General features: G+C 70.3%; 24 protein-coding genes and 1 pseudogene. 15 read left to right on the top strand and 10 right to left on the bottom strand.

Annotated elements, in window-relative coordinates:
- Position 1: 1 nt before the first annotated feature.
- Positions 2 to 1,225 (bottom strand): primosomal protein, encoded by a 1,224-nt coding sequence (locus tag E1202_RS23980; protein ID WP_132685389.1) that lies wholly within the window; start codon positions 1,223 to 1,225, stop codon positions 2 to 4.
- A 258-nt stretch (positions 1,226 to 1,483) separates the two neighbouring features.
- Here E1202_RS23980 and E1202_RS23985 point away from each other — a divergent pair, with 258 nt between their 5' ends.
- The 4 genes from E1202_RS23985 (at position 1,484) to E1202_RS24000 (ending at position 3,829) form a co-directional block, all read left to right on the top strand.
- Complete coding sequence (locus E1202_RS23985; protein WP_132685390.1) at positions 1,484 to 2,065, top strand: SMI1/KNR4 family protein; 582 nt, start codon at positions 1,484 to 1,486, stop codon at positions 2,063 to 2,065.
- Positions 2,066 to 2,148: 83 nt separating this feature from the next.
- Entirely contained in the window at positions 2,149 to 2,502 is a 354-nt protein-coding gene (locus E1202_RS23990) for a PadR family transcriptional regulator (protein ID WP_132685391.1), read from the top strand.
- Complete coding sequence (locus E1202_RS23995) at positions 2,499 to 3,116, top strand: HAAS signaling domain-containing protein (protein WP_132685392.1); 618 nt, start codon at positions 2,499 to 2,501, stop codon at positions 3,114 to 3,116. The genes E1202_RS23990 and E1202_RS23995 overlap by 4 nt, the downstream gene beginning before the upstream one ends.
- Positions 3,117 to 3,208: 92 nt before the next feature.
- Positions 3,209 to 3,829: a hypothetical protein gene (locus E1202_RS24000; RefSeq protein WP_132685393.1), complete on the top strand. Its 621-nt coding sequence runs from the start codon at positions 3,209 to 3,211 to the stop codon at positions 3,827 to 3,829.
- A gap of 1 nt (position 3,830) precedes the next feature.
- Here E1202_RS24000 and E1202_RS24005 read toward each other — a convergent pair whose 3' ends face one another.
- The 4 genes and pseudogenes from E1202_RS24005 to E1202_RS33025 all read right to left on the bottom strand — a co-directional run.
- On the bottom strand, positions 3,831 to 4,703 hold the full coding sequence (locus E1202_RS24005) for an aldehyde dehydrogenase family protein (protein WP_132685394.1): 873 nt from the start codon (positions 4,701 to 4,703) through the stop codon (positions 3,831 to 3,833).
- Positions 4,696 to 6,132 (bottom strand): aldehyde dehydrogenase family protein, encoded by a 1,437-nt coding sequence (locus E1202_RS24010; RefSeq protein ID WP_132685395.1) that lies wholly within the window; start codon positions 6,130 to 6,132, stop codon positions 4,696 to 4,698. Before E1202_RS24010 ends, E1202_RS24005 begins: the two co-directional genes overlap by 8 nt.
- Positions 6,133 to 7,080, bottom strand: a complete 948-nt coding sequence (deoC, locus tag E1202_RS24015) for a deoxyribose-phosphate aldolase (RefSeq protein WP_132685396.1) — start codon at positions 7,078 to 7,080, stop codon at positions 6,133 to 6,135.
- 194 nt (positions 7,081 to 7,274) lie between these two features.
- A pseudogene (locus E1202_RS33025) lies at positions 7,275 to 7,370 on the bottom strand (DUF397 domain-containing protein); the annotation flags it as partial.
- A gap of 44 nt (positions 7,371 to 7,414) precedes the next feature.
- Between E1202_RS33025 and E1202_RS24025 the strand changes: the two are divergent.
- The 4 genes from E1202_RS24025 (at position 7,415) to E1202_RS24040 (ending at position 10,824) form a co-directional block, all read left to right on the top strand.
- The gene (locus tag E1202_RS24025; protein WP_132685397.1) at positions 7,415 to 7,624 is read left to right on the top strand and encodes a hypothetical protein; all 210 of its coding nucleotides are present in this window, start codon (positions 7,415 to 7,417) and stop codon (positions 7,622 to 7,624) included.
- Positions 7,625 to 7,714: 90 nt separating this feature from the next.
- A complete protein-coding gene (locus tag E1202_RS24030; RefSeq protein WP_132685398.1) occupies positions 7,715 to 8,848 on the top strand; it encodes a glutathione-independent formaldehyde dehydrogenase in 1,134 nt (377 codons plus the stop codon).
- Positions 8,849 to 8,920: 72 nt separating this feature from the next.
- The gene (gene upp, locus E1202_RS24035) at positions 8,921 to 9,544 is read left to right on the top strand and encodes a uracil phosphoribosyltransferase (RefSeq protein WP_132685399.1); all 624 of its coding nucleotides are present in this window, start codon (positions 8,921 to 8,923) and stop codon (positions 9,542 to 9,544) included.
- Positions 9,545 to 9,654: 110 nt separating this feature from the next.
- Positions 9,655 to 10,824, top strand: coding sequence for a glycosyltransferase (locus E1202_RS24040; protein WP_235878957.1), 1,170 nt, complete (start codon positions 9,655 to 9,657; stop codon positions 10,822 to 10,824).
- A 65-nt stretch (positions 10,825 to 10,889) separates the two neighbouring features.
- On the opposite strand, the gene E1202_RS24045 is transcribed toward E1202_RS24040, so the two are convergent.
- The 5 genes from E1202_RS24045 to E1202_RS24065 form a co-directional block, all read right to left on the bottom strand.
- The gene (locus tag E1202_RS24045; protein ID WP_132622630.1) at positions 10,890 to 11,225 is read right to left on the bottom strand and encodes a hypothetical protein; all 336 of its coding nucleotides are present in this window, start codon (positions 11,223 to 11,225) and stop codon (positions 10,890 to 10,892) included.
- 249 nt (positions 11,226 to 11,474) lie between these two features.
- The gene (locus E1202_RS24050; protein ID WP_132685400.1) at positions 11,475 to 11,927 is read right to left on the bottom strand and encodes a flavodoxin family protein; all 453 of its coding nucleotides are present in this window, start codon (positions 11,925 to 11,927) and stop codon (positions 11,475 to 11,477) included.
- Positions 11,928 to 13,550, bottom strand: coding sequence for a phospho-sugar mutase (locus E1202_RS24055; RefSeq protein WP_132685401.1), 1,623 nt, complete (start codon positions 13,548 to 13,550; stop codon positions 11,928 to 11,930).
- Positions 13,547 to 14,356, bottom strand: a complete 810-nt coding sequence (locus tag E1202_RS24060; protein ID WP_132685402.1) for a purine-nucleoside phosphorylase — start codon at positions 14,354 to 14,356, stop codon at positions 13,547 to 13,549. The genes E1202_RS24055 and E1202_RS24060 overlap by 4 nt, the downstream gene beginning before the upstream one ends.
- A 152-nt stretch (positions 14,357 to 14,508) precedes the next feature.
- Complete coding sequence (locus E1202_RS24065; protein WP_235878958.1) at positions 14,509 to 16,197, bottom strand: serine/threonine-protein kinase; 1,689 nt, start codon at positions 16,195 to 16,197, stop codon at positions 14,509 to 14,511.
- A 388-nt stretch (positions 16,198 to 16,585) separates the two neighbouring features.
- Between E1202_RS24065 and mbhE the strand changes: the two genes are divergently transcribed.
- The 7 genes from mbhE to mnhG are packed head-to-tail and all read left to right on the top strand — an operon-like array spanning position 16,586 to position 22,551.
- On the top strand, positions 16,586 to 18,907 hold the full coding sequence (gene mbhE / locus E1202_RS24070; protein ID WP_132685404.1) for a hydrogen gas-evolving membrane-bound hydrogenase subunit E: 2,322 nt from the start codon (positions 16,586 to 16,588) through the stop codon (positions 18,905 to 18,907).
- Positions 18,904 to 19,443 (top strand): MnhB domain-containing protein, encoded by a 540-nt coding sequence (locus E1202_RS24075; protein ID WP_132685405.1) that lies wholly within the window; start codon positions 18,904 to 18,906, stop codon positions 19,441 to 19,443. The genes mbhE and E1202_RS24075 overlap by 4 nt, the downstream gene beginning before the upstream one ends.
- Positions 19,440 to 19,871 carry a Na(+)/H(+) antiporter subunit C gene (locus E1202_RS24080; protein WP_132685406.1) on the top strand — a complete coding sequence of 144 codons (432 nt, stop codon included), beginning with the start codon at positions 19,440 to 19,442 and terminating at the stop codon, positions 19,869 to 19,871. The genes E1202_RS24075 and E1202_RS24080 overlap by 4 nt, the downstream gene beginning before the upstream one ends.
- The gene (locus E1202_RS24085; protein ID WP_132685407.1) at positions 19,868 to 21,403 is read left to right on the top strand and encodes a Na+/H+ antiporter subunit D; all 1,536 of its coding nucleotides are present in this window, start codon (positions 19,868 to 19,870) and stop codon (positions 21,401 to 21,403) included. Before E1202_RS24080 ends, E1202_RS24085 begins: the two co-directional genes overlap by 4 nt.
- Positions 21,396 to 21,944, top strand: coding sequence for a Na+/H+ antiporter subunit E (locus tag E1202_RS24090; RefSeq protein ID WP_235878959.1), 549 nt, complete (start codon positions 21,396 to 21,398; stop codon positions 21,942 to 21,944). The genes E1202_RS24085 and E1202_RS24090 overlap by 8 nt, the downstream gene beginning before the upstream one ends.
- Positions 21,941 to 22,207, top strand: a complete 267-nt coding sequence (locus E1202_RS24095; RefSeq protein ID WP_132685408.1) for a monovalent cation/H+ antiporter complex subunit F — start codon at positions 21,941 to 21,943, stop codon at positions 22,205 to 22,207. Before E1202_RS24090 ends, E1202_RS24095 begins: the two co-directional genes overlap by 4 nt.
- Positions 22,204 to 22,551, top strand: coding sequence for a monovalent cation/H(+) antiporter subunit G (gene mnhG / locus E1202_RS24100; protein ID WP_132685409.1), 348 nt, complete (start codon positions 22,204 to 22,206; stop codon positions 22,549 to 22,551). Before E1202_RS24095 ends, mnhG begins: the two co-directional genes overlap by 4 nt.
- Positions 22,552 to 22,577 lie beyond the last annotated feature (26 nt).

The following is a 22,577-nucleotide window of genomic DNA, read 5'->3' on the forward strand; positions in this document are numbered from 1 at the left end:
GTCAGTGCTTGCGGAAGCGCTCCTCCAGGTCGGCCATGAGCTTGCGCCAGGTCTGGACCTCGGCGTCGAACGGCGGGCTCGGGGGCATCCGGTTCGGGCTCGGGCGCAGGACGAACGACACCAGCCAGCCCAGTCGTTCCGAGGACTGCAGGGCGTTCTCGGCGCTGTCGTCGCCGGCCCAGGCCGCCGCGTCGAGCAGCAGCTCCTCGGCCAGGTCCAGCTGGGTGGGGTCCACTTCGGACGGTCCTTCGCCGAGGTCGGTGTCCAGACCGGCCAGCACGTAGGTGTTGTCCGACTCGACCTCGACCTCCAGCTCACCGCCGGTGGCCGCGTCGCGCAGGCGCTGCCAGGTGGCCACCCGGGCCAGGTCGGTGTTCTCGACGGCCTCGTCGTCGGCGAGGAAGCGGGCGAGCGCGCGCCGCGAGGGGAACACGTCGATCTTGCCGTCGTCGCCGAGGAAGACCGGGTCGTCACCGAGGTAGCAGCGCAGCGTGTAGAGCTCGCTGTCGCTGGTGACGATCTGGATGGGATCGATGCCGATCTCGCCCCAGAAGCCGAGTTCGACCTCCTCGATCTCGTCCACATCGGAGGTCGGGGTGGTGCTGTCCTCGTCGGAGTAGGTCTCGGTCGCCTCGGCGAGCTCGGTCTCGGCGGTGGCGACCGCGTCCGCGGGGACGTCGGGGGTGGTCACGACGGAGTCGATGGCGTCGAGCACCTCGTCCCAGCGCTCCACGACGACCTTGCACAGCTCGTTCCAGCGCTTCTGCCCGTCGCGGCCGTTGAAGGCCAGCATGCCCTGGTTGAGCAGGGAGAAGCCGTCGGCCGAGTCGAGGACCTCGTCCACCGCGTCGAGCTCGCACACCTCGGCCAGCGACCGGGCGATCTCGACGATGTCGGCGAGTTCGGCGACGGTCCAGGTGTCCAGCGGCTCCGCCACCAGCTCCGGGACGCCGACCAGGTCGAACTGGTGGTCCTCGTCGGGGCTGAGCTCGACGGCCGACAGCGCGGGCACCACGTGCCACGCCGGGTGGTCGTCGAGGTCGTGTTCCCGCGCTGTGCGCACGAACGCGGCCAGCCGCGCGGGATCGGGGAAGCCGTAGAGGTCATCCCCGTACCCGAGGAACGCTTCCCATTCCTCACCATCTTCGCGCCAGTGCGGTGCCCACAGGGTGACGACGTCTCCCTGCGGCAGCCCGAGCTCGATGGGGACGATGTCCTGCGCCATCTCTCTACCTCCGGTCACCAGAACCAGACCCCGCGGAAGCCTACGGGTTGGCCGTGGACGGCTTGTGCCCTGGTCCGGTGTCACCGTATCTCGTTCGATCATTGCAACAGCCGGCGGAACAGTTGGTAACGATCTTCTGTCGCTGCTCGGGCTTCGGGGCTACCCCGATCCGCTGTTCGGGCCAGCGCCTTCACCGTTCGTCTCCGACGTCCCCTTTGGCGGTACCGCCCCGCCGCACGGCGCGCGACCATGATCAGAATGGATGTCACGGAGCTGTGGAGTCAGATCGCGCACTGGCTCGGGCGACATGCGCCGGTCACCGCAGCCGCTCTGCGTCCGCCAGTCCAGGAACCTGACTTCGTCGAGCTCGAGGGCGAGTTCTCCGTTGAACTGCCGGACGAGCTGCGAGCGCTGTGGATCTGCTGCGGCGGTACCGAGGGCGATGTGCTGGCCGACGTCCTGCCGCCGTTCTACACGCCCTACGGCGCGGACCAGGCGTTGTCGGCGTGGCGCGATCACCGCAAGACCTGGACGGCGCAGTGGGACCGGCCGGCCTGCGACTACTACGCGGGATCGCCGGGATCGAGCTTCCACCCGTCGTGGATCCCGATCGCCGGTGACGGGTTCGCCGACGAGCTGGTGGTCGACCTGCGGCCGGGTCCGTTGCGCGGGTGCGTCCTGGAGTGGGAGCAGGAGCACGCGCAGGTGCTGCGGCCGGAGTGGCAGGGCATCACGGCGATGCTCGCCGACGTGCACCGGGCGCTGGCCGACGGCGCCCCCGCCGGGCACAGCTACCCGACGGTGACCGAGGACGGCCGCCTGGACTGGCAAATCCGCTGATCAGATCCCCATCGGAGTTCCGGTGGGGATTTTTCCTGACCCACTAGTTGGTCTCACACACTAGTCGGTGTTACGTTCTAGTCATGGCGGAACGGACGACGACGGCCAGGCAGACGCAATGGCTGCGCGGGGTGCTCGACCTCGCGGTGCTGGCGCTGCTGGCCGAAGGCGGGGAGGGCTACGGCTACACGCTGCTGCAGCGGTTGGCCGAGGCCGGACTGCCGGACATGAAGGCCGGAACGCTCTACCCGCTGCTCAATCGGCTGGCCGCCGACGGCCTGCTGCAGGCCGAGTGGCGGGCGGGCGAAGGCGGCCCGGGTCGGAAGTTCTTCTCGCTGACCGATCAGGGCCGCGCCGCGCTGGCGGAGATGGGACCGAAGTGGGTCGAGTTCGCCCGGAACTCGATCACCGTGGTGGAACGAGGGGTGCGAGCATGATGACGCTGGACGAGTACACCGACGACCTGCACAAGGCGCTGCGCTTCCACGAGATATCCGGCGAGCGGATGGGCGAGGTGCTCGCCGAGGTCGAGGCGCACGTGGCCGAAACCGGGGACGATCCGGTGGACGCGTTCGGCAAGCCGCGCGACTACGCGCGGCAGGTCGCCGCCCAACTCGACCCGGCCACCGGCAAGCGCTCGGACGGCGGCATCGTGCTCACCTTCGTCGCCATCGCGACCCTGGCGCTGTTCGGCCAGACCTTCTTCGGCGACGGGCTCGCCCTGGACGAGGCGGGGGTGGTCTACACGCTGCGCGACGTCGTGGCGCAGCCGCTGCTGCTGGTGGCGGTCGTCGTGGTGTTCCTGCTGGTCCACCTCGCTCGCACGGCGTCGGCGAACAACGCGCTCTACGCCGGCGGGGCCGTCGTCGCGGTGATCGCGGGCATGGGCGGCCAGATGCTCTGCAACAGCAACCTCGACGGCGAAACCCCGGTCGTCACCGCCCCGAGCTGGCTGATCCTCACCCTCGGCATCGGCTTCCTCCTCGGCATGTTCGCGATGCTGGCGCACTCCATCCGCCGAGGCCGGGTCCGATACCCGAACAAGAACTGATGTTCCGGCCGACCCGCTGGTCGGCGCTGGAGAAGGACCGAAGCAGGTCGGGTTCACCCGGAACTCGATCACCGTTCGTGATGGGAACGAGCATGATGACGCTGGACAAGAAGTACCACGACGACCTGGTCGCGGCGTTGCGGTTGCACGAGATATCCGGCCGGCGGGTCGGGGAGGTCCTCGCCGAGGTCGAGGCGCACGTGATCGAGACCGGGGAGGACCCGAACGAGGCGTTCGGCAAGCCCCGCGACTACGCCCGGCAGGTCGCCGCGCAGCTCGACCCGGCCACCGGCAAGCGGTCGACCGGTGAGACCGTGGCCGTCTCGATCGCGTCGGGCACGCTGGCGATGTTCGGCACGTCGTTCTTCGGCGACGGACTGGCCCTCGACCAGCCCGTGATCGACTACTCGCTGCGCGACGTCGTGGCCCAGCCGATCCTGCTGGTGATGATCATCATCGGAACGATGCTGGCCTTCCGCGCTTACACGGCCCGCTCCCACAACAAGCTCTTCGGAGCCGGTGTCGCTGTCGCCGCGGCCCTCGCGCTGGGGTCGCAGATCATCTGCAACAAGTACCTCGACGACGTCACCCCGGTGCTGAGCCCGCCCAGCTGGCTGGTGCTGACCCTGGGCGTGGTCTTCCTGGTCGCGCTCGCGGTCCTGCTCACCCAGGCCATCCGCCGCAGCCGCGTCCGGTACCCCGTGACGAAGTGACTCAGGTGCCCACCGGGTGCCACACCGTCTTGATCTCGGTGAAGGCGCGCAGGCGCTGGAGATCGGGTTCGCCGGTCCAGTCTGGTTCACCGCGGACCGGCAGCACCCGCTTGACGGTGTCGGCGGCCGAGCGCGCGAGCTCGCCGCGCAGCTCGGCGGAGGCCCCGGTCGGGTCCAGCGCGTTGACGTCGGCGTGGGAGGCCAGCCATGGGCCGAGCTCGGCGGCCCGGCCGGTCAGCACGTTGACCACCCCGCCGGGAACGTCCGAGGTCGCCAGCACTTCCGCGAGCGTGATCGCGGGCAGCGGCCGCTCGCCGGAGGCCACGACGACGCAGGTGTTGCCCGCGGCGATCACCGGGGCGATCACGCTGACCAGCCCCAGCAGCGAGGACTCCTGCGGCGCCAGCACGCCCACGACCCCGGTCGGCTCGGGCGTGCTGAACGAGAAGTACGGGCCCGCGACCGGGTTCGACGCGCCGAGCACCATCGCGATCTTGTCTGTCCAGCCCGCGTACCAGACCAGGCGATCCACCGTGGTGTCCACAGTGGACAGCGCGGTGTCCCGCGAAACGCCTTCGGCGGCGGAGACCTCGGCGGCGAACTGCTCGCGCCGCCCCTCCATCACCTCGGCGATGCGGAACAGCACCTGACCCCGGTTGTAGGCGGTGGCACCGGACCAGCCGCCGAACGCCTTGCGGGCCGCGGCGACGGCGTCGCGCACGTCCTTGCGCGAGGCGTGCGCGACGTTGGCCTGGAACTCCCCGTCCGCAGAGGTCACGGCGAACACCCGTCCGGATTCGGAGCGCGGGAACGCGCCACCGATGTAGAGCTTGCAGGTCTTGGCGACGGCCAGCCGGCCGGCAACGTCAGACATCGAGGTACGCCTCCAAACCAGCCCGGCCGCCCTCGCGGCCGAACCCGGATTCGCGGTAACCGCCGAAGGGCGCGGTCGGGTCGAACCGGTTGAACGTGTTCGCCCACACCACGCCCGCGCGCAGCTTCTGCGCCGCCCACAGGATCCGCGAGCCCTTCTCGGTCCAGATCCCGGCCGACAACCCGTAGGGCGTGTTGTTGGCCTTGGCGATCGCCTCGTCGGGCGTGCGGAAGGTCAGCACCGACAGGACCGGCCCGAAGATCTCCTCGCGGGCGATCCGCATCGACTGCTGCACCTCGGAGAACACCGTCGGCGCGAAGAAGAAGCCGCGTTCGGGCAGTTCGCAGGGGCTGCTCCAGCGCCGGGCGCCTTCGGTCTCGCCGCCGGCGGTCAGCTCGGTGATCCTGCTGAGCTGCTCGGCGGAGTTGATGGCGCCGACGTCGGTGTTCTTGTCCAGCGGGTCACCCACGCGCAGCGTGCTCACCCGAGCCCGCAACTTCTCCAGCAGCTCCTCGGCCACCGACTCCTGCACCAGCAGCCGGGAACCTGCGCAGCACACGTGGCCCTGGTTGAAGAAGATGCCGGTGATGATGCCCTCGACGGTCTGGTCCAGGGGCGCGTCGTCGAAGACGATGTTGGCCGCCTTGCCGCCCAGCTCCAGGGTCAGCTTCTTGCCGGTCCCGGCCACCGTCCGCTGGATCTGCTTGCCGACCTCGGTCGAACCGGTGAAAGCCACCTTGTCCACGTCGGAGTGCGCCACCAGCGCGGCCCCGACGTCACCGGCACCCGGCACGATGTTGACCACGCCCGCCGGGAGCCCGGCCTGGCGGCAGATGTCGGCGAACACCAGCGCGCTCAGCGGAGTCGTCTCGGCCGGCTTGAGCACCACGGTGTTGCCGCAGGCCAGCGCGGGTGCGATCTTCCACGCCAGCATCAGCAGCGGGAAATTCCACGGGATCACCTGACCGGCCACCCCCAGCGGTTTCGGATTCGGCCCGAAACCGGCGTGATCGAGCTTGTCGGCCCAGCCGGCGTGGTGGAAGAAGTGCGCCGCGGCGGTGGGGACGTCGACGTCGCGGGATTCCTTGATGGGCTTGCCGTTGTCCAGCGTCTCCAGCACCGCCAGCTCGCGGCTGCGCTCCTGGATGAGCCGCGCGATCCGGAACATGTGCTTCGCCCGCTCCTTGCCCGGCAGCTTCGACCACACCTGGTCGTAGGCGCGGCGCGCGGCGGCGACCGCCCGGTCCACGTCACCGGTGTCGGCCGAGGCCACCTCGGCGAGGGTTTCCTCGGTAGCCGGGTTGACGGTCTTGATGGTCTGCCCGCCGCCGTCGACGAACTCGCCGTCGACGAACATCAGGTAGTGCTGCTTGAGGTCGGCGAGCTCGCGCGACTCCGGCGCGGGCGCGTACTCCCAAGGGCTGGTCATCTAGTCCACCGCCACGTAGTCGGGGCCGCTGTAGTGGCCTGCGAGCTGGGTTCGCCGCTGCATCAGCAGATCGTTGAGCAGGCTGGACGCGCCGAAGCGGAACAGGTCGGGGGTGAGCCACTCGGGGCGGGCCACTTCGTGCACCGCCACCAGGTAGCGGATCGCGTCCTTGGTGTTGCGGATGCCGCCCGCGGGTTTGACGCCGCGCAACTCGCCGGTGGAGTCCCTCCAGTCGCGCACGGCCTGCAGCATCAGGTGCGTGACCGGCAGCGTCGCGGCGGGGGAGACCTTGCCGGTGGAGGTCTTGATGAAGTCGCCCCCGGCCAGCAGCGCCAGCCACGAAGCCCGGCGCACGTTGTCGTAGGTCGCCAGCTCGCCGGTCTCCAGGATGACCTTGAGGTGGGCGTCCCCGCAGGCGGCCTTGACGGCCTTGATCTCGTCGAAGACCTGGCCGTAGCGCCCGGCCAGGAACGCGCCCCGGTCGATGACCATGTCGATCTCGTCGGCCCCGGCCGACACGGCGTGCTCGACGTCGGCGAGCTTCACCGCTCGCGCGGCGCGGCCGGAGGGGAACGAGGTGGCCACCGAGGCCACGTGGATCCCCGACCCGTCGAGCTCGGCGACGGCGGTGGCGGCCAGGTCGGAGTACACGCACACGGCCGCGACCTGCGGAATCCCGTCCTGCCCGGGGTCGGGACGACGGGCTTTGGCGCACAGCGCCCGGACCTTGCCCTCGGTGTCGGCGCCTTCCAGGGTCGTCAGGTCGACCATGGAGATCGCGGTGTCGATGGCCTGCATCTTCGAGTTCTTCTTGATGCTCCGGGTGCCCAGCCCGGCGGCCCGCTGCTCCAGCCCCACCTGGTCAACGCCAGGAAGACCGTGCAGGAACCGGCGCAGCGACCGGTCGTCCCGCACGGCGTCGTCAAGATCGAACGGCGTCCATGCCATGGCCAGCAGTCTAGGTCGCCACCCGCGCCGCGCGTCCCAGGTGGAACGATCACGCCACCCGCCCAGCACCTCCGCCGAACTCCCGGTGCCGGGGAGGTGCCCGGAATACCGCAGTGATCAGGTACCGAATACGGCAGTAATCGGGCACCTGATCACGGCGGTATTCCGGGTGAGGTGACCGGGGCGCTACGGGGTCACGGGTGGTGATGCTGGTTGCGGAGGCCGGTGAGGAAGTCGTTCCACCGCTCACGGCTGAAGGCGAGAGTGCCCCCAGCGCGGTCCTTGGTGTCGGATTCGTGGACCGCCGATCTGCTGGCGTAGTACCGCTTCGCTCATGACCGCGGTCATTCGCAGCCTCCGCCACGCTCTGCACCCCACGGAACCGCCGCACCCGGGTCAGTGCCGCGAAACCCTCTGCGGCGAGACGATCGACCTGGGCAAACCGACCGCGATCGACTGGCTGTCCCCGACCTGCGACACCTGCTGGCTGACCGCCACCGCAACCGGCGACCGCCTCCACCCGCCTCGGGATCGCACCCGCTGAAAGTCCCCCGGCCGTGTGCGTGCGCGCGGCCGGAGATGGGTATTCCCCCGGGTGCCATGAATGGTCACGCATGTGTTCTGGAGGTCTGAGATGAAGGCCGTCGTGTACCAGGAGCCTTACCGGGTTGCTGTGGATGAGGTGGAGAGCCCGAGGCTCCAGCATCCCAGCGACGTGATCGTGCGGGTGACGTCGACCGCGATCTGCGGCTCGGACCTGCACATGTACGAGGGGCGCACGGCCGCTGAGCCGGGGATCGTGTTCGGGCACGAGAACATGGGAGTCGTCGAGGAGCTCGGTGAAGGCGTCGTCGGCCTGGCCAAGGGCGACCGGGTGGTGATGCCGTTCAACGTGGCCTGCGGGTTCTGCAAGAACTGCATGGCGGGCAACACCGGTTTCTGCCTCACCGTCAACCCCGGGTTCGCGGGCGGGGCCTACGGCTACGTCTCCATGGGTCCCTACACCGGCGGGCAGGCCGAGCACCTGCGGGTCCCGCATGCCGACTTCAACTGCCTGAAGCTGCCCGCCGGCAACGAGCACGAGACCGACTTCGTGCTGCTGGCCGACATCTTCCCGACCGGCTACCACGGCTGCGAGCTCGCGCAGGTGTCACCGGGTGAGAGCGTCGCGGTGTACGGGGCGGGGCCGGTGGGCCTGATGGCCGCCTACTCCGCGCTGCTGCGCGGCGCGTCCCAGGTGTTCTGCGTGGACCGCATCCCGGAGCGGCTGGCCAAGGCCGAGGAGATGGGCGCGGTCCCGATCGACTTCTCGCAGGGCGACCCGGTCCAGATGATCAAGGATCGGACCAACGGCGAGGGAACCGACAAGGGCGTCGACGCCGTCGGCTACCAGGCGCAGACCGGCGACGCGAGCAAGGAAGAACCCGCCATCGTGCTCAACTCGCTGATCGAAACCGTGCGCCCGACCGGGCGGCTCGGCGTGCCCGGCCTCTACGTGCCCGCGGATCCGGGCGGTCCGTCGGAGGAGGCCAAGAAGGGCAGGCTGCTGGTGTCCATCGGGAGGATGTTCGAGAAGGGCCAGGTCGTGGGAACCGGTCAGTGCAACGTCAAGCGCTACAACCGGCAGCTGCGCGACATGATCATCTCGGGGCGGGCGAAGCCGAGCTTCGTCGTCTCCCACGAGCTGTCGCTGGACGACGCCCCTGATGCCTACAGCAAGTTCGACCAGCGCATCGAGGGCTACACGAAGGTCGTCCTGCACCCGTAGACGTGCGATCGGCGACACGTTCTCGCAAGTCCGTGCGCCGGGGGTGGGAAGCGGCCGTTACGGTTGTCCGTCATGGACGTTCGGGTCGTGGACCACCCCCTGGCGAAGTCGCGGTTGTCGACGATGCGCGATGCGCGCACCAACAGCGCCGCCTTCCGCGCTGCGTTGCAAGAGCTCACGCTGATGCTCATCTACGAAGCGACCCGCGACGCCGAGCTGGCGGAGGAGCCCATCCACACGCCGGTGGCCAAGACCACCGGCTACCGGATCGCGAAGCCGCCGCTGTTGGTCCCGGTGCTGCGCGCCGGGCTGGGGATGGCCGACCAGGCGCACCGGCTGATCCCGGAGGCGCAGATGGGCTTCGTCGGGCTCGCCCGGGACGAGGAGACCCTGCAGCCCACCCCGTACCTGGAATCGCTGCCGGCGGACCTCACCGGCATCCCGGTGCTGGTGCTCGACCCGATGCTGGCCACCGGCGGCTCGATGGTGCACACGATCGAGCTGCTGGTGGAGCGCGGCGCCACCGACGTCACCGCCATCTGCACCCTCGCCGCGCCCGAGGGCGTCCGGCGCCTCGAAGAGGCCGGCCTGCCGGTGAACGTGGTGACGGCGAGCATCGACGACCGGCTCAACGAGTCGGGCTTCATCGTTCCCGGCCTCGGCGACGCGGGGGACCGCGAGTACGGGGCGGTCTGACTCCGACGACCTGTCGAAACCGCTCCGGGGCGTGGGCGCAACGCGAAGTTCGGCGCCAATTAGGGCATTTGATCAGCACCCGTTCGCCCCTTCCGTGGCACGCTGAGTTCGTGGTTTCACCGCGAAGACACACGAACCGCTGGTCGTTGGTGCTCGGTGCGGTCGCCGTGGGGGTGCTGGTCCGCAGCGCGCGCACGATCCGCCAGACGCGCGCCATCGCGCCGCTGTGGGAACCCCGGTCCGGTGCTGTCGCCCCGCCCAAGGTCACCGTCGTCGTCCCCGCCCGCAACGAAGCCGCTGTCCTCGCCGACTGCCTGGACTCGATCGTGTCGCAGACCCACGGCGCCCAGCACGATGCGCTGCTGCGGGTGGTCGTGGTCGACGACGGCTCCACCGACGCCACCGGCGAGATCGCCCGCGAGTTCGCCCGGCGCGACCCGCGCGTGGTGCCGGTGCGAGTGGATGCGCCGCCGCCCGGCTGGGGCGGCAAGGTGCACGCGATGCACGTCGGCGTGGAGGCCGCCGGACCGCCGGAGGCCGGGGAGTGGCTGCTGTTCCTCGACGCCGATACCGTCGCCGCACCGGACCTGCTCAGACGCTTGCTGGCCACGGCCGACGCCATTGAGGCCGACCTCGTCTCCACCCCTGGTGGCCCTCCTGCGGACCGCTCGGCGACCTGGCCGCTGCTGATGCCGCCGGGGCTGCAGCTCATCGGCGAGAACGCCTCACCGGACGGCCGGGGTCGCAAGGCGTTCGCCATCGGCCACTGCATCCTGGTGCGCCGCTCGCACTACGAGAAGGTCGGCGGGTGGGCCGCGTTCGCCGCGATCCGCAACGAGGACGTGGCGATCGCCACAGCCGTGCGCGACCACGGCGGCACCACGCGCACCGTCGACGGCCTCGACCACCTGCGCACCAGCGGGATGGATCCCTTCGAGCAGGGCTGGGCGTCGTTCCGGAAGAGCTTCGTGGCGGGCACCAAGGGCTCGGCGCCGACGCTGGCGGCCATCGGCCTCGGCCAGATCGCGATGTCGCTGGCCGCGCCGCTGTCGGTGCTGGTGGGGCGGGGGCGCCGACCGGTGCTGACCGCGCTCGGGCTCGCCGGCTGCGCCGCGCAGAGCGCCGCCCACGCCGGGACGGCGAAGTTCATGCGGTCCAACCCCGAGCTCGCGCTGCTGGCACCGATCAGCGGGACGCTGTTCGGCGTGCTCCTGCTCGACGGCGCCCTGCGCGCCCACCAGGGCCGCGACCAGTGGAAAGGCCGTCGTTCGAGGTTCTAGAAGAGCGGCCCGGCCGGACGGGCCGGCCGGGCCATCGCGTTGATTCGAAAGTCTTCAGAAGACGGTCAGCCGACGGAATCGCTTCGCAGTCTGCGCATCGCGATCGGTGCGCCTGCCAGGTCTTCCTCGTTGCACATCAACTTCAGGTCGTAGTACGGGGCGCCGTCTCGATCGTCGTAATCGAGATGAACCGCGATCACATCGATCGGTTCGCCGAGCCAGTTCTGGGCCTCGCGAAGCCACTTGGCGGATCGTTCCAAAGCCGCCGGTAGGTCGTCGTCACGGAACTCGACCGGCCGGTAGGGAACGCCCTGAACCTGGTCGTGAGGACCAGGGGGCTTGGGGAGATCCACGGAGACGCCGGAGTCATCGAGTTCGAGTCGGATCGTTTCCTCACTCACTGTCGCAGGGTAACGCGTACGGCCCCGGAAATGCTGCTGGAGGGCCTGCGGATTCCTCGGCGACCTCTGCGAACGGTGGGTGGCTGATTACGATGAGCGAAGGTGCGGGGCGCCCCGAACATCGCACGTGATGAGGGAAGGCGGGCTCTGTCCGGGGCGCCCCGCCGTCGTCAAGGGGCGCGCCCCGACGACACGATCAGGCTATAGGAGCCACCCCAACCAAGATCAACTGGGTGGTCCCGGGACCACCTACCGCATCAGGTTCGCGGCCACCGTGGCGCCCAGCTCCCAGCAGGAATCCAGGTCGGACTTCTCCGGCGTGCCCAGGACGGTCGCGGGCTCGGCCGCCTGCTGCCAGCCCAACCCCGTGGTGATCGAGGTGATCGCGCGCTGGGCTCCCTCGATGCCCTCGTTGCCGTGGACGTAGTAGCCGAACGGCCGTCCGCTGGTCGCGTCGAGGCAGGGGTAGTAGATCGTGTCGAAGAAGTGCTTCAGCGCACCCGAGATGTAGCCCAGGTTGGCCGGGGTCCCCAGCAGGTAGCCGTCGGCGTCGAGGGCATCGGAGGCGGTGGCGCTCAGCGCAGGCCGCCGCACGACCTCGACGCCCTCGATCTCGTCGGTCGTCGCACCAGCCACCACCTGCTCGAGCATCGCCTGCATCCCGGGCGAGGGCGTGTGGTGCACGATCAGCAGCTTGGCCATCTACTCCTCCACCAGGGCCGTCACGGCTCGGGTGAGCTCGTCCAGGCGGTCGGCGGCGCGCTGCTTGGCCTCCGCCAGCGGCAGCTCGCCGACCTGCTCGACCACCTGCAGGTAGCACTTGAGCTTCGGTTCGGTCCCGGACGGGCGGATCACCACGCGCAGCCCGCCGTCGCCGGTGACCACCAGCGCGTCGGTGTCCGGCAGCAGGTCGCGGGTCTGCACGGCCGTGCCCACCAGCTCCTGCGGGGGTTCGCCGCGCAGCCGCTCCATGATCCGCGGGATCACCGCGAGATCGGTCACCCGCACCGACACCTGTCCCGTCTGGTGCACGCCGTGCTCGGTGGACAGCTCGTCGAGCAGGTCCAGCAGGTGATCGCCCGAGGCCAGCAGGCTCGCCGTGAGGTCGCAGGCCAGCACCGCGGCCGAGATGCCGTCCTTGTCGCGCACCCGGTCGGGATCGACGCAGTGCCCCAGCGCCTCCTCGTAGGCGTACACCAGGCCCGTTCCCTCGCCGTCGCCCGCGCGCACCAGCCACTTGAACCCGGTGAGCGTCTCGGCGTAGCGGACGCCGAACTCGGCGGCGATCGAGCGCAGCATGCTGGAGGACACGATCGTCGTGGCGACCAGCGGGTCCGGCGCCGACTCATCCAAAGTGGACAGCACGTGCCAGGCCAGCAGCACGCCGGTCTCGTCGCCGCGCAACATCCGCCAGGTGCCCGCCTCGCGCACGCCCAGCGCGCACCGGTCGGCATCCGGGTCCAGCGCGATCGCGAGATCCGAGTTGATGTCCTCGGCCAGCTGCAACAGCTCGTCCGTCGCGCCGGGCTCCTCCGGGTTCGGGAAACCCACGGTCGGGAAGTCCGGGTCCGGTTCGGACTGCGAGGCCACGAAGTGCACGTCGTCGAAACCCGCGCGCTGCAACGCCCTTCGCAAGGTCTTCGCGCCGACGCCGTGCAACGCCGTGGCCGCCACTCGGACCTCGCGGTCGCCGCCGCGCGGCAACGCCGACACCCGGGCCAGGTAGTCGTCCTGGCCGGACTCCAGCAGCGTCCAGTTCTGCTTGCGCGACACCGCGTTCGCCGCCGGCGTCTTCGCGATCGCCGCCTCGATCTCGGTGTCGGCCGGGCTGATCAGCTGGACGCCGCCCCCCAGGTAGAGCTTGAAACCGTTGTCCTGCGGGGGGTTGTGCGACGCGGTGATCTGGATCCCGGCCACCGCGTCCAACGCCCGCGCGGCGTGCGCGACCACCGGCGTCGGCAGCGGCTCCGGCAGCACCCGCACGTCGAAGCCCGCCGCCGACAGCACGCCGGCGGCGTCCTCGGCGAAGTCCTCCGAACCGTGCCGGGCGTCCCGGCCCACGACCACGATCCCGCCGCCGAGCCCCTGCTGGACCAGCCAGCTCGCGACCCCGGCGCTGGTGCGCACGACCACCGCCCGGTTCATGCCGTTGGCACCCGCGCGCACCGGGGCGCGCAGCCCCGCCGTGCCGAAGCGCGGCATGCCCGACATCCGGTCGGCCAGCTCGGGCGAGTCGAGGAGTTCCCGCAGCTCGTCCTGGGCACGGGGGTCGACGTCATCGGCGATCCACCGCTCCGCGGCCGCCCGGACGTCCGGCTGGGTCACGCCGCCTCCAGCAACGACCGCAGCAGCCGGCCCATCCGCGAAGCCGAAACCCGGCCCGCTTCCAGGACCTCCTCGTGGTTGAGCGGCTGACCGCTCAACCCGGCCGCCAGGTTCGTCACCAGCGACAGGCCGAACACCTCGGCGCCCAGCGAACGCGCGGTGATGGCCTCCAGCACGGTCGACATGCCCACCAGGTCCACGCCGAGGGTGCGCAGCATCCGGATCTCCGCCGGGGTCTCGAAGTGCGGGCCCGGCAGACCCGCGTAGACGCCCTCCTCCAGCGAGGAGTCGATGCCGCGCGCCAGTTCCCGCAGCCGCGGCGAGTAGAGGTCGGTCAGGTCCACGAAGTTCGCGCCCACCAGCGGGGACAGCGAAGTCATGTTGATGTGGTCGCTGATCAGGACCGGCTGCCCGACCTGCATGCCCTCGCGGATGCCGCCTGCCGCGTTGGTGAGCATCACCGTCCGGCACCCGGCCGCCACGGCGGCCCGCACGCCGTGCGCGACCTTCACGATGCCGTGGCCCTCGTACATGTGGGTGCGGCCGAGGATGACCAGCACGCGCTTGTCGCCCACGGGCACCGAGCGCATCTTGCCGGTGTGCCCGACGGCGCCCGGCTTGGCGAAGCCCGGCAGCTCGTCCATGCCGATCTCGGCTTCGGGCGTCCCGATCTCGTCGGCGGCGGGCTGCCAGCCGGAACCGAGGACGACGGCCAGGTCGTGGCCATCGACACCCGTGAGCTCGGCGAGCTTCGCCGAAGCCTCGTGGGCGAGGGCGGACGGGTCGGAAATGTTCGTAGCGGTCACGGCCGGGCAGCTTAGTCTCTCCGTTTTTCCGCCGCGTGCTCGTCCGCCTCACCCGTGGCCGGATTTGGTCCGAATCGACCAGGCAAATGCGACATCGGGAGTGGACTGTTCGGACACCGGCGACGACCCCGCCGGGACGGGTGCCCGCGGCCTCAGCCGGCGGGGTCGAAGGTGGGCAGCACCTGGTCCAGCAGGGCATCCGCCTGCTGCCACTGCTGCGGGCTGCTGGTCACCCGGACGATCCAGAGGTCGTCGCCGGATTGCCGCAGCGCCGCCGTCGTGCGGCGTTCGATCTCCTTGGCCGGACCGCTGAGCAGCTGCTCCACCTTGGTCGAGTAGACGACCCTGCGCACGCCGTCGACCGTGTGGAAGCTGTTGACGGCGACGTCGGCCGCCGGGCCGCCGATCGCTCGCGGGAGCTGCGTCTGGTAGCCGTCCAGCGTCAGGCCCCTCTCGAAGTAGTCGCCGTAGCGCTGCACCGCGACCTCCGTGGCGCCATCACCGGACACGAACGCGACCACCGAGTTGTTCGACAGGTCGTTGCGCTCGCTGTGGAAGGTGCGCCACCCGGCCGGAGCCATGATCGAGAACTCGCCGCCGTCGGGAGCCGCCGAGTGCTTGGCGTCCTCCCTGCGCGGTGTCAGCGCCGGGAGCACCGGGCTCAGGTCCGAGGTGGACGGTGGGCCCAGCTCCGGCAGCAGCGGCTGGCCCGCCATCAGGCGCGTCGCCGCGAACGACCCGATCAGCGCCGCCGTGAACAGCAGCAGCGCTGCCAGCACCAGCGCGAACGCGCGCAGCGGACGGCGCTCCTTCTTCGGCGGGTCCTGCAAGGTGAACGGCGGCGGACCGGGATCGGCCGCCAGCGGCGCCGAACCGGTGAGCTGGGGAGCCGGTGGGATCGACGGCTTGTCCTGAGAGGTCTGCTGCAGCACCCGATGCCGGACCCGGACGGTCGGCGCATCGGGATCCAGCAGCATCGCGAACGGACGGGCGCCCGGTTCCGGCAGCAGGTGCTGCAACCGGCGCCGCACCTCCGTCAACGGCATCCGCTGCGCCGGGTCCTTGACCATCAGCGCCCGGATCACGTCGCCCACCGCGCCCGGCCGGTGCAGCGTCGGAACGGGGCCGCGCACGACCTCGGTGACCGTCGCGAGTGGATCGTCGCCCACGTCGTAGGGCGGACGGCCCTCGGCGGCGGCGAACAGCGTGGCGCCCAAACCCCACAGGTCCGCGGCGGCAGTCACCGCTTCACCTGCGGCCACCTCGGGAGCGATGTAGGCCGGTGTTCCCAGCAGGATCCCGGTGTTGGTGAGCGTGTGCTCGGCGATGTTGCGGGAGATGCCGAAATCGCTGACCTTCAACCGGCCGTCGTCGCCGATCAGCACGTTGCCCGGCTTGACGTCGCGGTGCACGATCCCGGCCCGGTGCGCGGCGTCCAGCCCGGCAGCGACCCCGTCGGCGATCACCGCGAGCTGGTTGTCGTTGAGAGCACCGTGGTCGTCGAGGATCGCCGCCAGGCTCTGCGACGGGACGAGCTCCATCACCACGAACGGCTCGTCCTGGTCGCGCGCGACGTCGTAGAGCGTCACCACGTTCGGGTGGGACAGCACCGCGATGGCACGAGCCTCGCGCAGCGCGCGCTCGCGCAGCTCGGCCGCCTCCTCCTCCGGCATCCCCGGCGCGAGCTTGACCTGCTTGACGGCCACCGGGCGATGCAGCAGTTCATCTGTGCCGTACCACACGGTGCCCATCGCGCCGCCGCCGAGCTTGCGCTCCAGGCGGTACCGGTCGGCGATCAGCCGGCCGATGCCGGCGAGGGTGTTCTGGTTGTCGGTGGGCACGGCCACATTTTCCACCTTCGGTCCGACAGCCGGGCCGGAACGGGTACGAAGACCGTCGAAAACTCAGCGGAGCCGCATCGGCGACCGGGAGATCGCCCAGGTCGGGAGATGATGTTACGCCACGTGAAGAATCCCACTTGCACAGTCGCGCTCCCGGGCCGTTTTGAAGGCGAACGTTATTTCGGCGCAACGAAAAACCGGCTCCCAGCGGCCCGGACTCTCCGATGGGCGGCGTTGGCGCGAGACCCGCGCGTGCAGATAAATTGTCGTTGGTCGGACCTTCCGGACATCCGCGGCGCCTGATCGCGCCGCGGTGCGCGGACCTCCTGGGTGGCGAATGATCGGGCGAGGCTGGCAGGCATGACAACAGCGGTGCGGAGGAGGTGCCTTGTTCGGCTTCGTCATCGCGCACCTGTTGGTGGCCGCGCTCCTGCCGCTGGTGGCCCGGCGCAACACCCGCGCCGCGTTCCTGATCGCCGCGATCCCACCCGCCGCGGCCGCCGTCTGGCTGCTCGCACGCACGCCGCAGGTGCTCGCGGGCCGGACGATGACCGAAACCGTGCCCTGGGTGCCGCTGATCGGCCTGAACTTCGGGTTCCGCCTCGACGCGCTCGCGCTGGTGATGACCATCCTGGTCTGCGGCCTGGGCGTGCTGGTGCTGATCTACGCCGACTCCTACTTCGCCCGAGGACGCGGTGACGCGCGGCGTTCCGCACCGCTGCTGCTGGGCTTCGCCGGAGCGATGCTCGGACTGGTCGTGGCCGACGACCTCACCACCGTCTACATCTTCTGGGAGCTGACCACGGTCTGCTCGTTCCTGCTGGTCGGGCAGGCGGGCATCAGCCGCGAATCCCGCCGGTCGGCGCTGCAGGCCCTGATGATCACCAGTCTCGGCGGACTGGTCATGCTGCTCGGCTTCGTCGTCCTGGGCGAGACGGCGGGCACCTACCGGATCTCCGAGCTCATCGACCGCCCGCCGACAGGCACCGCCACCGCCGTGGCCGCGGTGCTGATCCTGGTGGGCGCGTTCACCAAGTCCGCGCAGCTGCCCTTCCACAACTGGCTTCCCGCCGCGATGGTCGCCCCCACCCCGATCAGCGCCTACCTGCACGCGGCGTCGATGGTCAAAGCCGGTGTCTTCCTCGTCGCCCGGCTCGGCCCGATCTTCGAAGCGCAGCTCGAATGGCGCGTTCCGGCCGTGGTGTTCGGGCTGGCCACGATGCTCTTCGGCGGTTGGCGCGCGCTGCACGAGCACGACCTGAAGAAGCTGCTGGCCTACGGAACGGTCAGCCAGCTCGGATTCCTGATGGTGCTCTTCGGCGCGGGCAGCCACGACGCCGCGCTGGCCGGAGCGACCATGCTGCTCGCGCACGGCCTGTTCAAAGCCACCCTGTTCCTGGTCGTCGGCATGATCGACCACCAGGCGGGCACCCGCGACATCCGCAAGCTCTCCGGGCTCGCCGCACGCCAGCCGTGGCTCGCGGCGATCGCCGCGCTGGCCGCGGGCTCGATGGCGGGCCTGCCGCCGATGCTCGGGTTCCTCGGCAAGGAGGCCGCGTTCGGCGCGTTCCTGACCGGGCCCGCAGGCGCCGCGGTCGACGTCTTCCTGGTGCTCGGCTCGATGCTCACCGTCGCCTACAGCCTGCGCATGTGGTTCGGCGCCTTCGGCACCAAACCCGGGCTCGCGCCGACCAGCGTCAAGCCCGCCGACCTGCAGGCCCTGATCCCCGCCGGGCTGCCCGCGCTCGCCGGACTGGTGCTGGGCGTCGCCTACCCGCTGGCCCACGAGCTCGCCGACGGCTACGCGACGTCCTACGAGTCCGTCGGCAAGCCCGCCGAGCTCGCGCTGTGGCACGGCTTCAGCATCCCGCTCGCGCTGTCGGTGCTCGCCGTCGCCGGTGGTCTGGTGCTGCACCGGGTGCGCACCCCGCTCACCGCCTGGCGCAACCGGCTCCCGCAGCCGCTCAACGCCCAGCGCGGCTACGAGCGGATCACCGCGCTGCTGGAGCGCGTCGCGGTCGCCGTCACCGCGCGCACCCAGGTGGGTTCGCTGCCCACCTACCTCGGCATCGTCCTGGTGACGGTCGTGGCCATCCCCGGATCCGCCCTGCTGATCCAGTTCACCGTGCCCGACGACCTGCGCGCCTACGACAACCTGCTGCAGGTGCCGCTGAGCCTGGGCGTGGTGCTCGCGGCGCTGGCCGTGCTGCGCGCCCACCGCAGGCTCACCGCGGTGCTGCTGGTCGGCGTCATCGGCTACGGCATCGGCGGGCTGTTCATCGTCGACGGCGCCCCGGACCTCGCGCTCGCGCAGTTCCTGGTGGAGACGCTGACCGTCGTGGCGTTCGTGTTCGTGCTGCGGCGGCTCCCGGAGCGCTTCTCGCAGGCTGACTCGTCGAAGGCCATCCGGATCCCCAAAGCGATCATCGCCACCGCCGCCGGGCTGTTCGTCGCGCTGGCCGCGATCGGGTTCAGCTCGGCGCGCCAGGCGCCGCCCGAGGCCAGCCAGTACTTCATGGACCACGCCGAGAAGGGCGCCGGGGCCACCAACGTCGTCAACGCGATCATCGTGGACTTCCGCGCCTTCGACACCGTCGGCGAGATCGCGGTCCTCGCGGTCGCCGCGACCGGTGTCGCCAGCCTGATCCTGGCCTCGCGGCACGAACGCCGCAGGCGCGAGCAGACGCAGCAGCAGGAGGTGCGCAAGTGAGTCCCTCGACCAAGCCGTCCTGGACGAACTGGGACGCGCCCACCGAGCGCTGGCTGCTGTCCGGTTTCCGCCGCGAAGGCCAGGCCCGCTCGGTGCTGCTGGAGCTGGTCGCGCGCATCGTGTTCCCGACCGTGCTGGTGCTGTCGATCTACCTGCTGTTCGCCGGGCACGACCGCGCGGGCGGCGGCTTCAGCGGCGGGCTGGTGGCCGGGCAGGCGTTCCTGCTGCGCCACCTCGCCGGTGGCCGCATGGACGACAGCGCCGTGGTGTCGATGCGACCGCCGGTGCTGATCGGCCTCGGGCTGACGATCGCCTGCGCCGCGGCGTTCCTGCCGCTGATCTTCGGCGGCCAGCTGCTGGAGACCGCGATCTACAAGTTCACCGTGCCGCTGCTCGGCGAGATCAAGTTCGTCAGCAGCGTCGTCCTCGACACCGGCGTGTTCCTGCTGATCGTGGGCGTGGTGCTGGACCTGCTGCGCACCCTCGGCTCGGGCATCGAGGCCGATGCCGACGCCGCGGCGAGGGGGCGCCGATGACCATCAACCTGACCGTGGCGTTCGCCATCGCGGTCCTCTACTCGGTGGGCTTCTACCTGCTCATGCAGCGCTCCCTGATGCGGATCCTGCTGGGCATCGTGGTCCTCGGCCACGGCTCGAACCTGCTGCTGCAGATCGCGGGCGGCCCGCCCGGGCGCCCCCCGATGCTCGACATCGCCCGCCCGGAGGAGATGACCGATCCGCTGCCGCAGGCCATGGCGCTGACCGCCATCGTGATCACCTTCGCGCTCACCACGTTCCTGCTGGCGCTGGCCTACCGGTCCTGGACGCTGCTGGGCCACGACGAGGTCCGCGACGACGTCGAGGACCGCCGGATCCAGCGGCTGGAGAAGCGGCTGGAGTCCGGTGAGGACTCGGACGACGACGACTCGACCGAGGACGAACCGGCGAAGGAGGCGGCGCAGTGACGGTTCTGGTCGCCCTGCCGGTCCTGCTGCCGCTGGCCGCCGCCGGGCTCTCGCTGGCCCTCGGCCGCTTCGCCGACGTGCAGCGCATCCTCGGCCTGCTGGTCCTGGGCGTGATCATCGCCGACGCGGCGGTGCTGCTCTACACCTCCGACCAGAGCGGGCCCGTCGTGCTGCAGATGGGCGCCTGGCCGGCACCCTTCGGCATCACGCTCATCGCCGACCGGCTCTCGTCGCTGCTGCTGCTGGTGTCCTCGGTCGTGACGTTCGCGGTGCTGATCTACTCGATCGGGCAGCGCATCACCGACTACGGCCGGGAGCGCTCCAGCACGACGTTCCACCCGATGTACCTGATGCTGTGCGCGGGCGTGTCGCTGGCGTACCTCACCGGCGACCTGTTCAACCTCTTCGTCGCCTTCGAGATCATGCTCAGCTCGTCGTACGTGCTGATCACCCGCCGCACCACCTCCACCCGGGTCCGCGCGGGCATGACCTACACGATCGTCAGCCTCGCCTCGTCGCTGCTGTTCATCACGATGATCGCGCTGGTCTACGCCTCGACCGGCACCGTCAACCTCGCCGACCTGGGCACCAAGGTCGCCGACCTGCCGCGCGGCCTGCAGATCGCGCTGGCGCTGCTCGTGGTGATCGTGTTCGGCGTGAAGGCCGCGATGGTGCCGCTGCACTTCTGGCTGCCGGACAGCTACCCCACGGCGCCCGCACCGGTCACCGCGGTGTTCGCAGGCCTGCTGACCAAGGTCGGCATCTACGCGCTGATCCGCACTCAGACGCTGGTGTTCGCGCACTCCGAGACCTGGGACCTGATGCTCGGCATCGCGCTGATCACCATGATCGTCGGCGCGCTCGGCGCGCTCGCGCAGAACGACCTCAACCGGTTGCTGTCGTTCCTGCTGGTCAGCCACATCGGGTACATGCTGTTCGGGCTCGGCGTCTACAACGTCGTCGGGCTCACCGGCGTGATCCTCTACGTCGTCCACCACATCACCGTGCAGGCGACGTTGTTCCTGGTCAGCGGTCTGATCACGCGGCACAGCGGGACGGTGGCGCTGACCCGGATGGGCGGCATGGCCAAGGCCGCCCCGCTGATCGCGGTCCTGTTCGCGCTCCCGGCGTTGAGCCTGGCGGGCGTGCCGCCGTTCTCCGGATTCGTCGCCAAGCTCGCGCTGCTGCAAGCGGGCATCGGCAGCGGCACGATCACCGGTTACGCGGTGACCGCCGGTGCCGTGCTGACCAGCCTGCTGAGCCTCTACGCGATGGCGCGGGTGTGGACCAGGGTGTTCTGGGGCCAGGTGAAGGCTCCCGCGCCGGACCCGGACCCGACCGACGAACTGGTCGTCGGCACCGCCAGCTCCAGCCGACCGATGCTGGCCGCGACCGGCGTGCTCGTCGTGTCCAGCCTGGTGATCGCGCTGGTCGCGGGCCCGCTGGGCGAGGTCGCGGGCCGCGCGGCCGGCGATTTGATGCACGGCGAGACCTACCGCACCGCGGTGCTGGGAGGTGGTTCCGGTGGGTGAGCGCATGCCGAAGCACCAGCGCCTGCTGCGCCGGGTTCCGCTGGTGATCTGGCTGACCGCGGTGTGGGTCCTGCTGTGGGGCACCTTCGACGTCGGGACGCTGTTCTTCGGCGTGCTGGTGGCGCTGCTGGTGACCCAGATGTTCCCGCTGCCGATGATCCGCACCCGCATGGTGCTGCGCCCGCTGCCGATGCTGCGGCTGATCGGCTACCTGGCCTGGGACCTGGTGATCTCCACCCTCCGGGTGGCCTGGCAGGCGGTGTGGCACCGGCGCAGCGCCAAGGCGGGCATCGTGGCCAGCGCGCTGCGCAGCGACTCCGACCACGTGATCGCGATCGTGGCCAGCGCGGTGTCGCTCGCGCCGGGCAAGTTCGTGCTGCAGATCGACCGCGCCAACCGCACCTGCTACGTCTACGCGCTGGGCATGCGTCCCGGCGAGGAGGACTCGGTGCGACGCGAGATGTGGTTCCTGGAAAGGCTGGTCGTCGACGCGGTCGGCTCCGCCGGGCAGCGAGAACTGGTCAGGGGTGATGCGGGATGAGCTGGGTCTTCGCCGTGACCTTCGTGCTGCTGAGCGTGGCGGGGCTGCTGGTGGTCGTCCGCTTGCTGCTCGGTTCGACCACGCTGGACCGGATCGTGGCCGTCGACGTGCTGGTGACGCTGGTCGTCGCGGGCACCTGCGTGGGCATGGGCCTGCAGCAGGACGGGTCGAACATCGCGCTGCTGGCCGCCTTCGCGCTGCTGGCCTTCATCGGGTCGATCAGCACCGCGAAGTTGATCGAGAAGAAGGAGCCGTACCGATGAGCTGGACGGACGTCCTCTCCGCGATCTGCCTGATCGGCGGCGCGCTGTCCTGCCTGTTCGGGGCGATCGGACTGCTGACCTTCCCGGACGTGACCGCGCGGCTGCAGGCCGCCACGAAACCGCAGACGCTGGGCCTGATCCTGATCCTGATCGGCACCGGTGTGCAGCTGGACCTCGGTTATGCCACCGGATTGATCCTCGTTGGACTGTTCCAGATGCTCACCGCGCCGGTTCTCGCGCAACTCGTGGGCCGGGCCGCTTATCGCACCGATAGCGTGGACCGGGACACCTTGATCGTCGATGAACTCGGGGAGCGAATCGATCGTGAACCCGGGGTTCGCTGAACCGGCGGTTGTCGCTCGACGGTCGA

It is taken from the genome of Saccharopolyspora karakumensis, assembly GCF_004349225.1.
GTDB lineage: Bacteria > Actinomycetota > Actinomycetes > Mycobacteriales > Pseudonocardiaceae > Saccharopolyspora > Saccharopolyspora endophytica.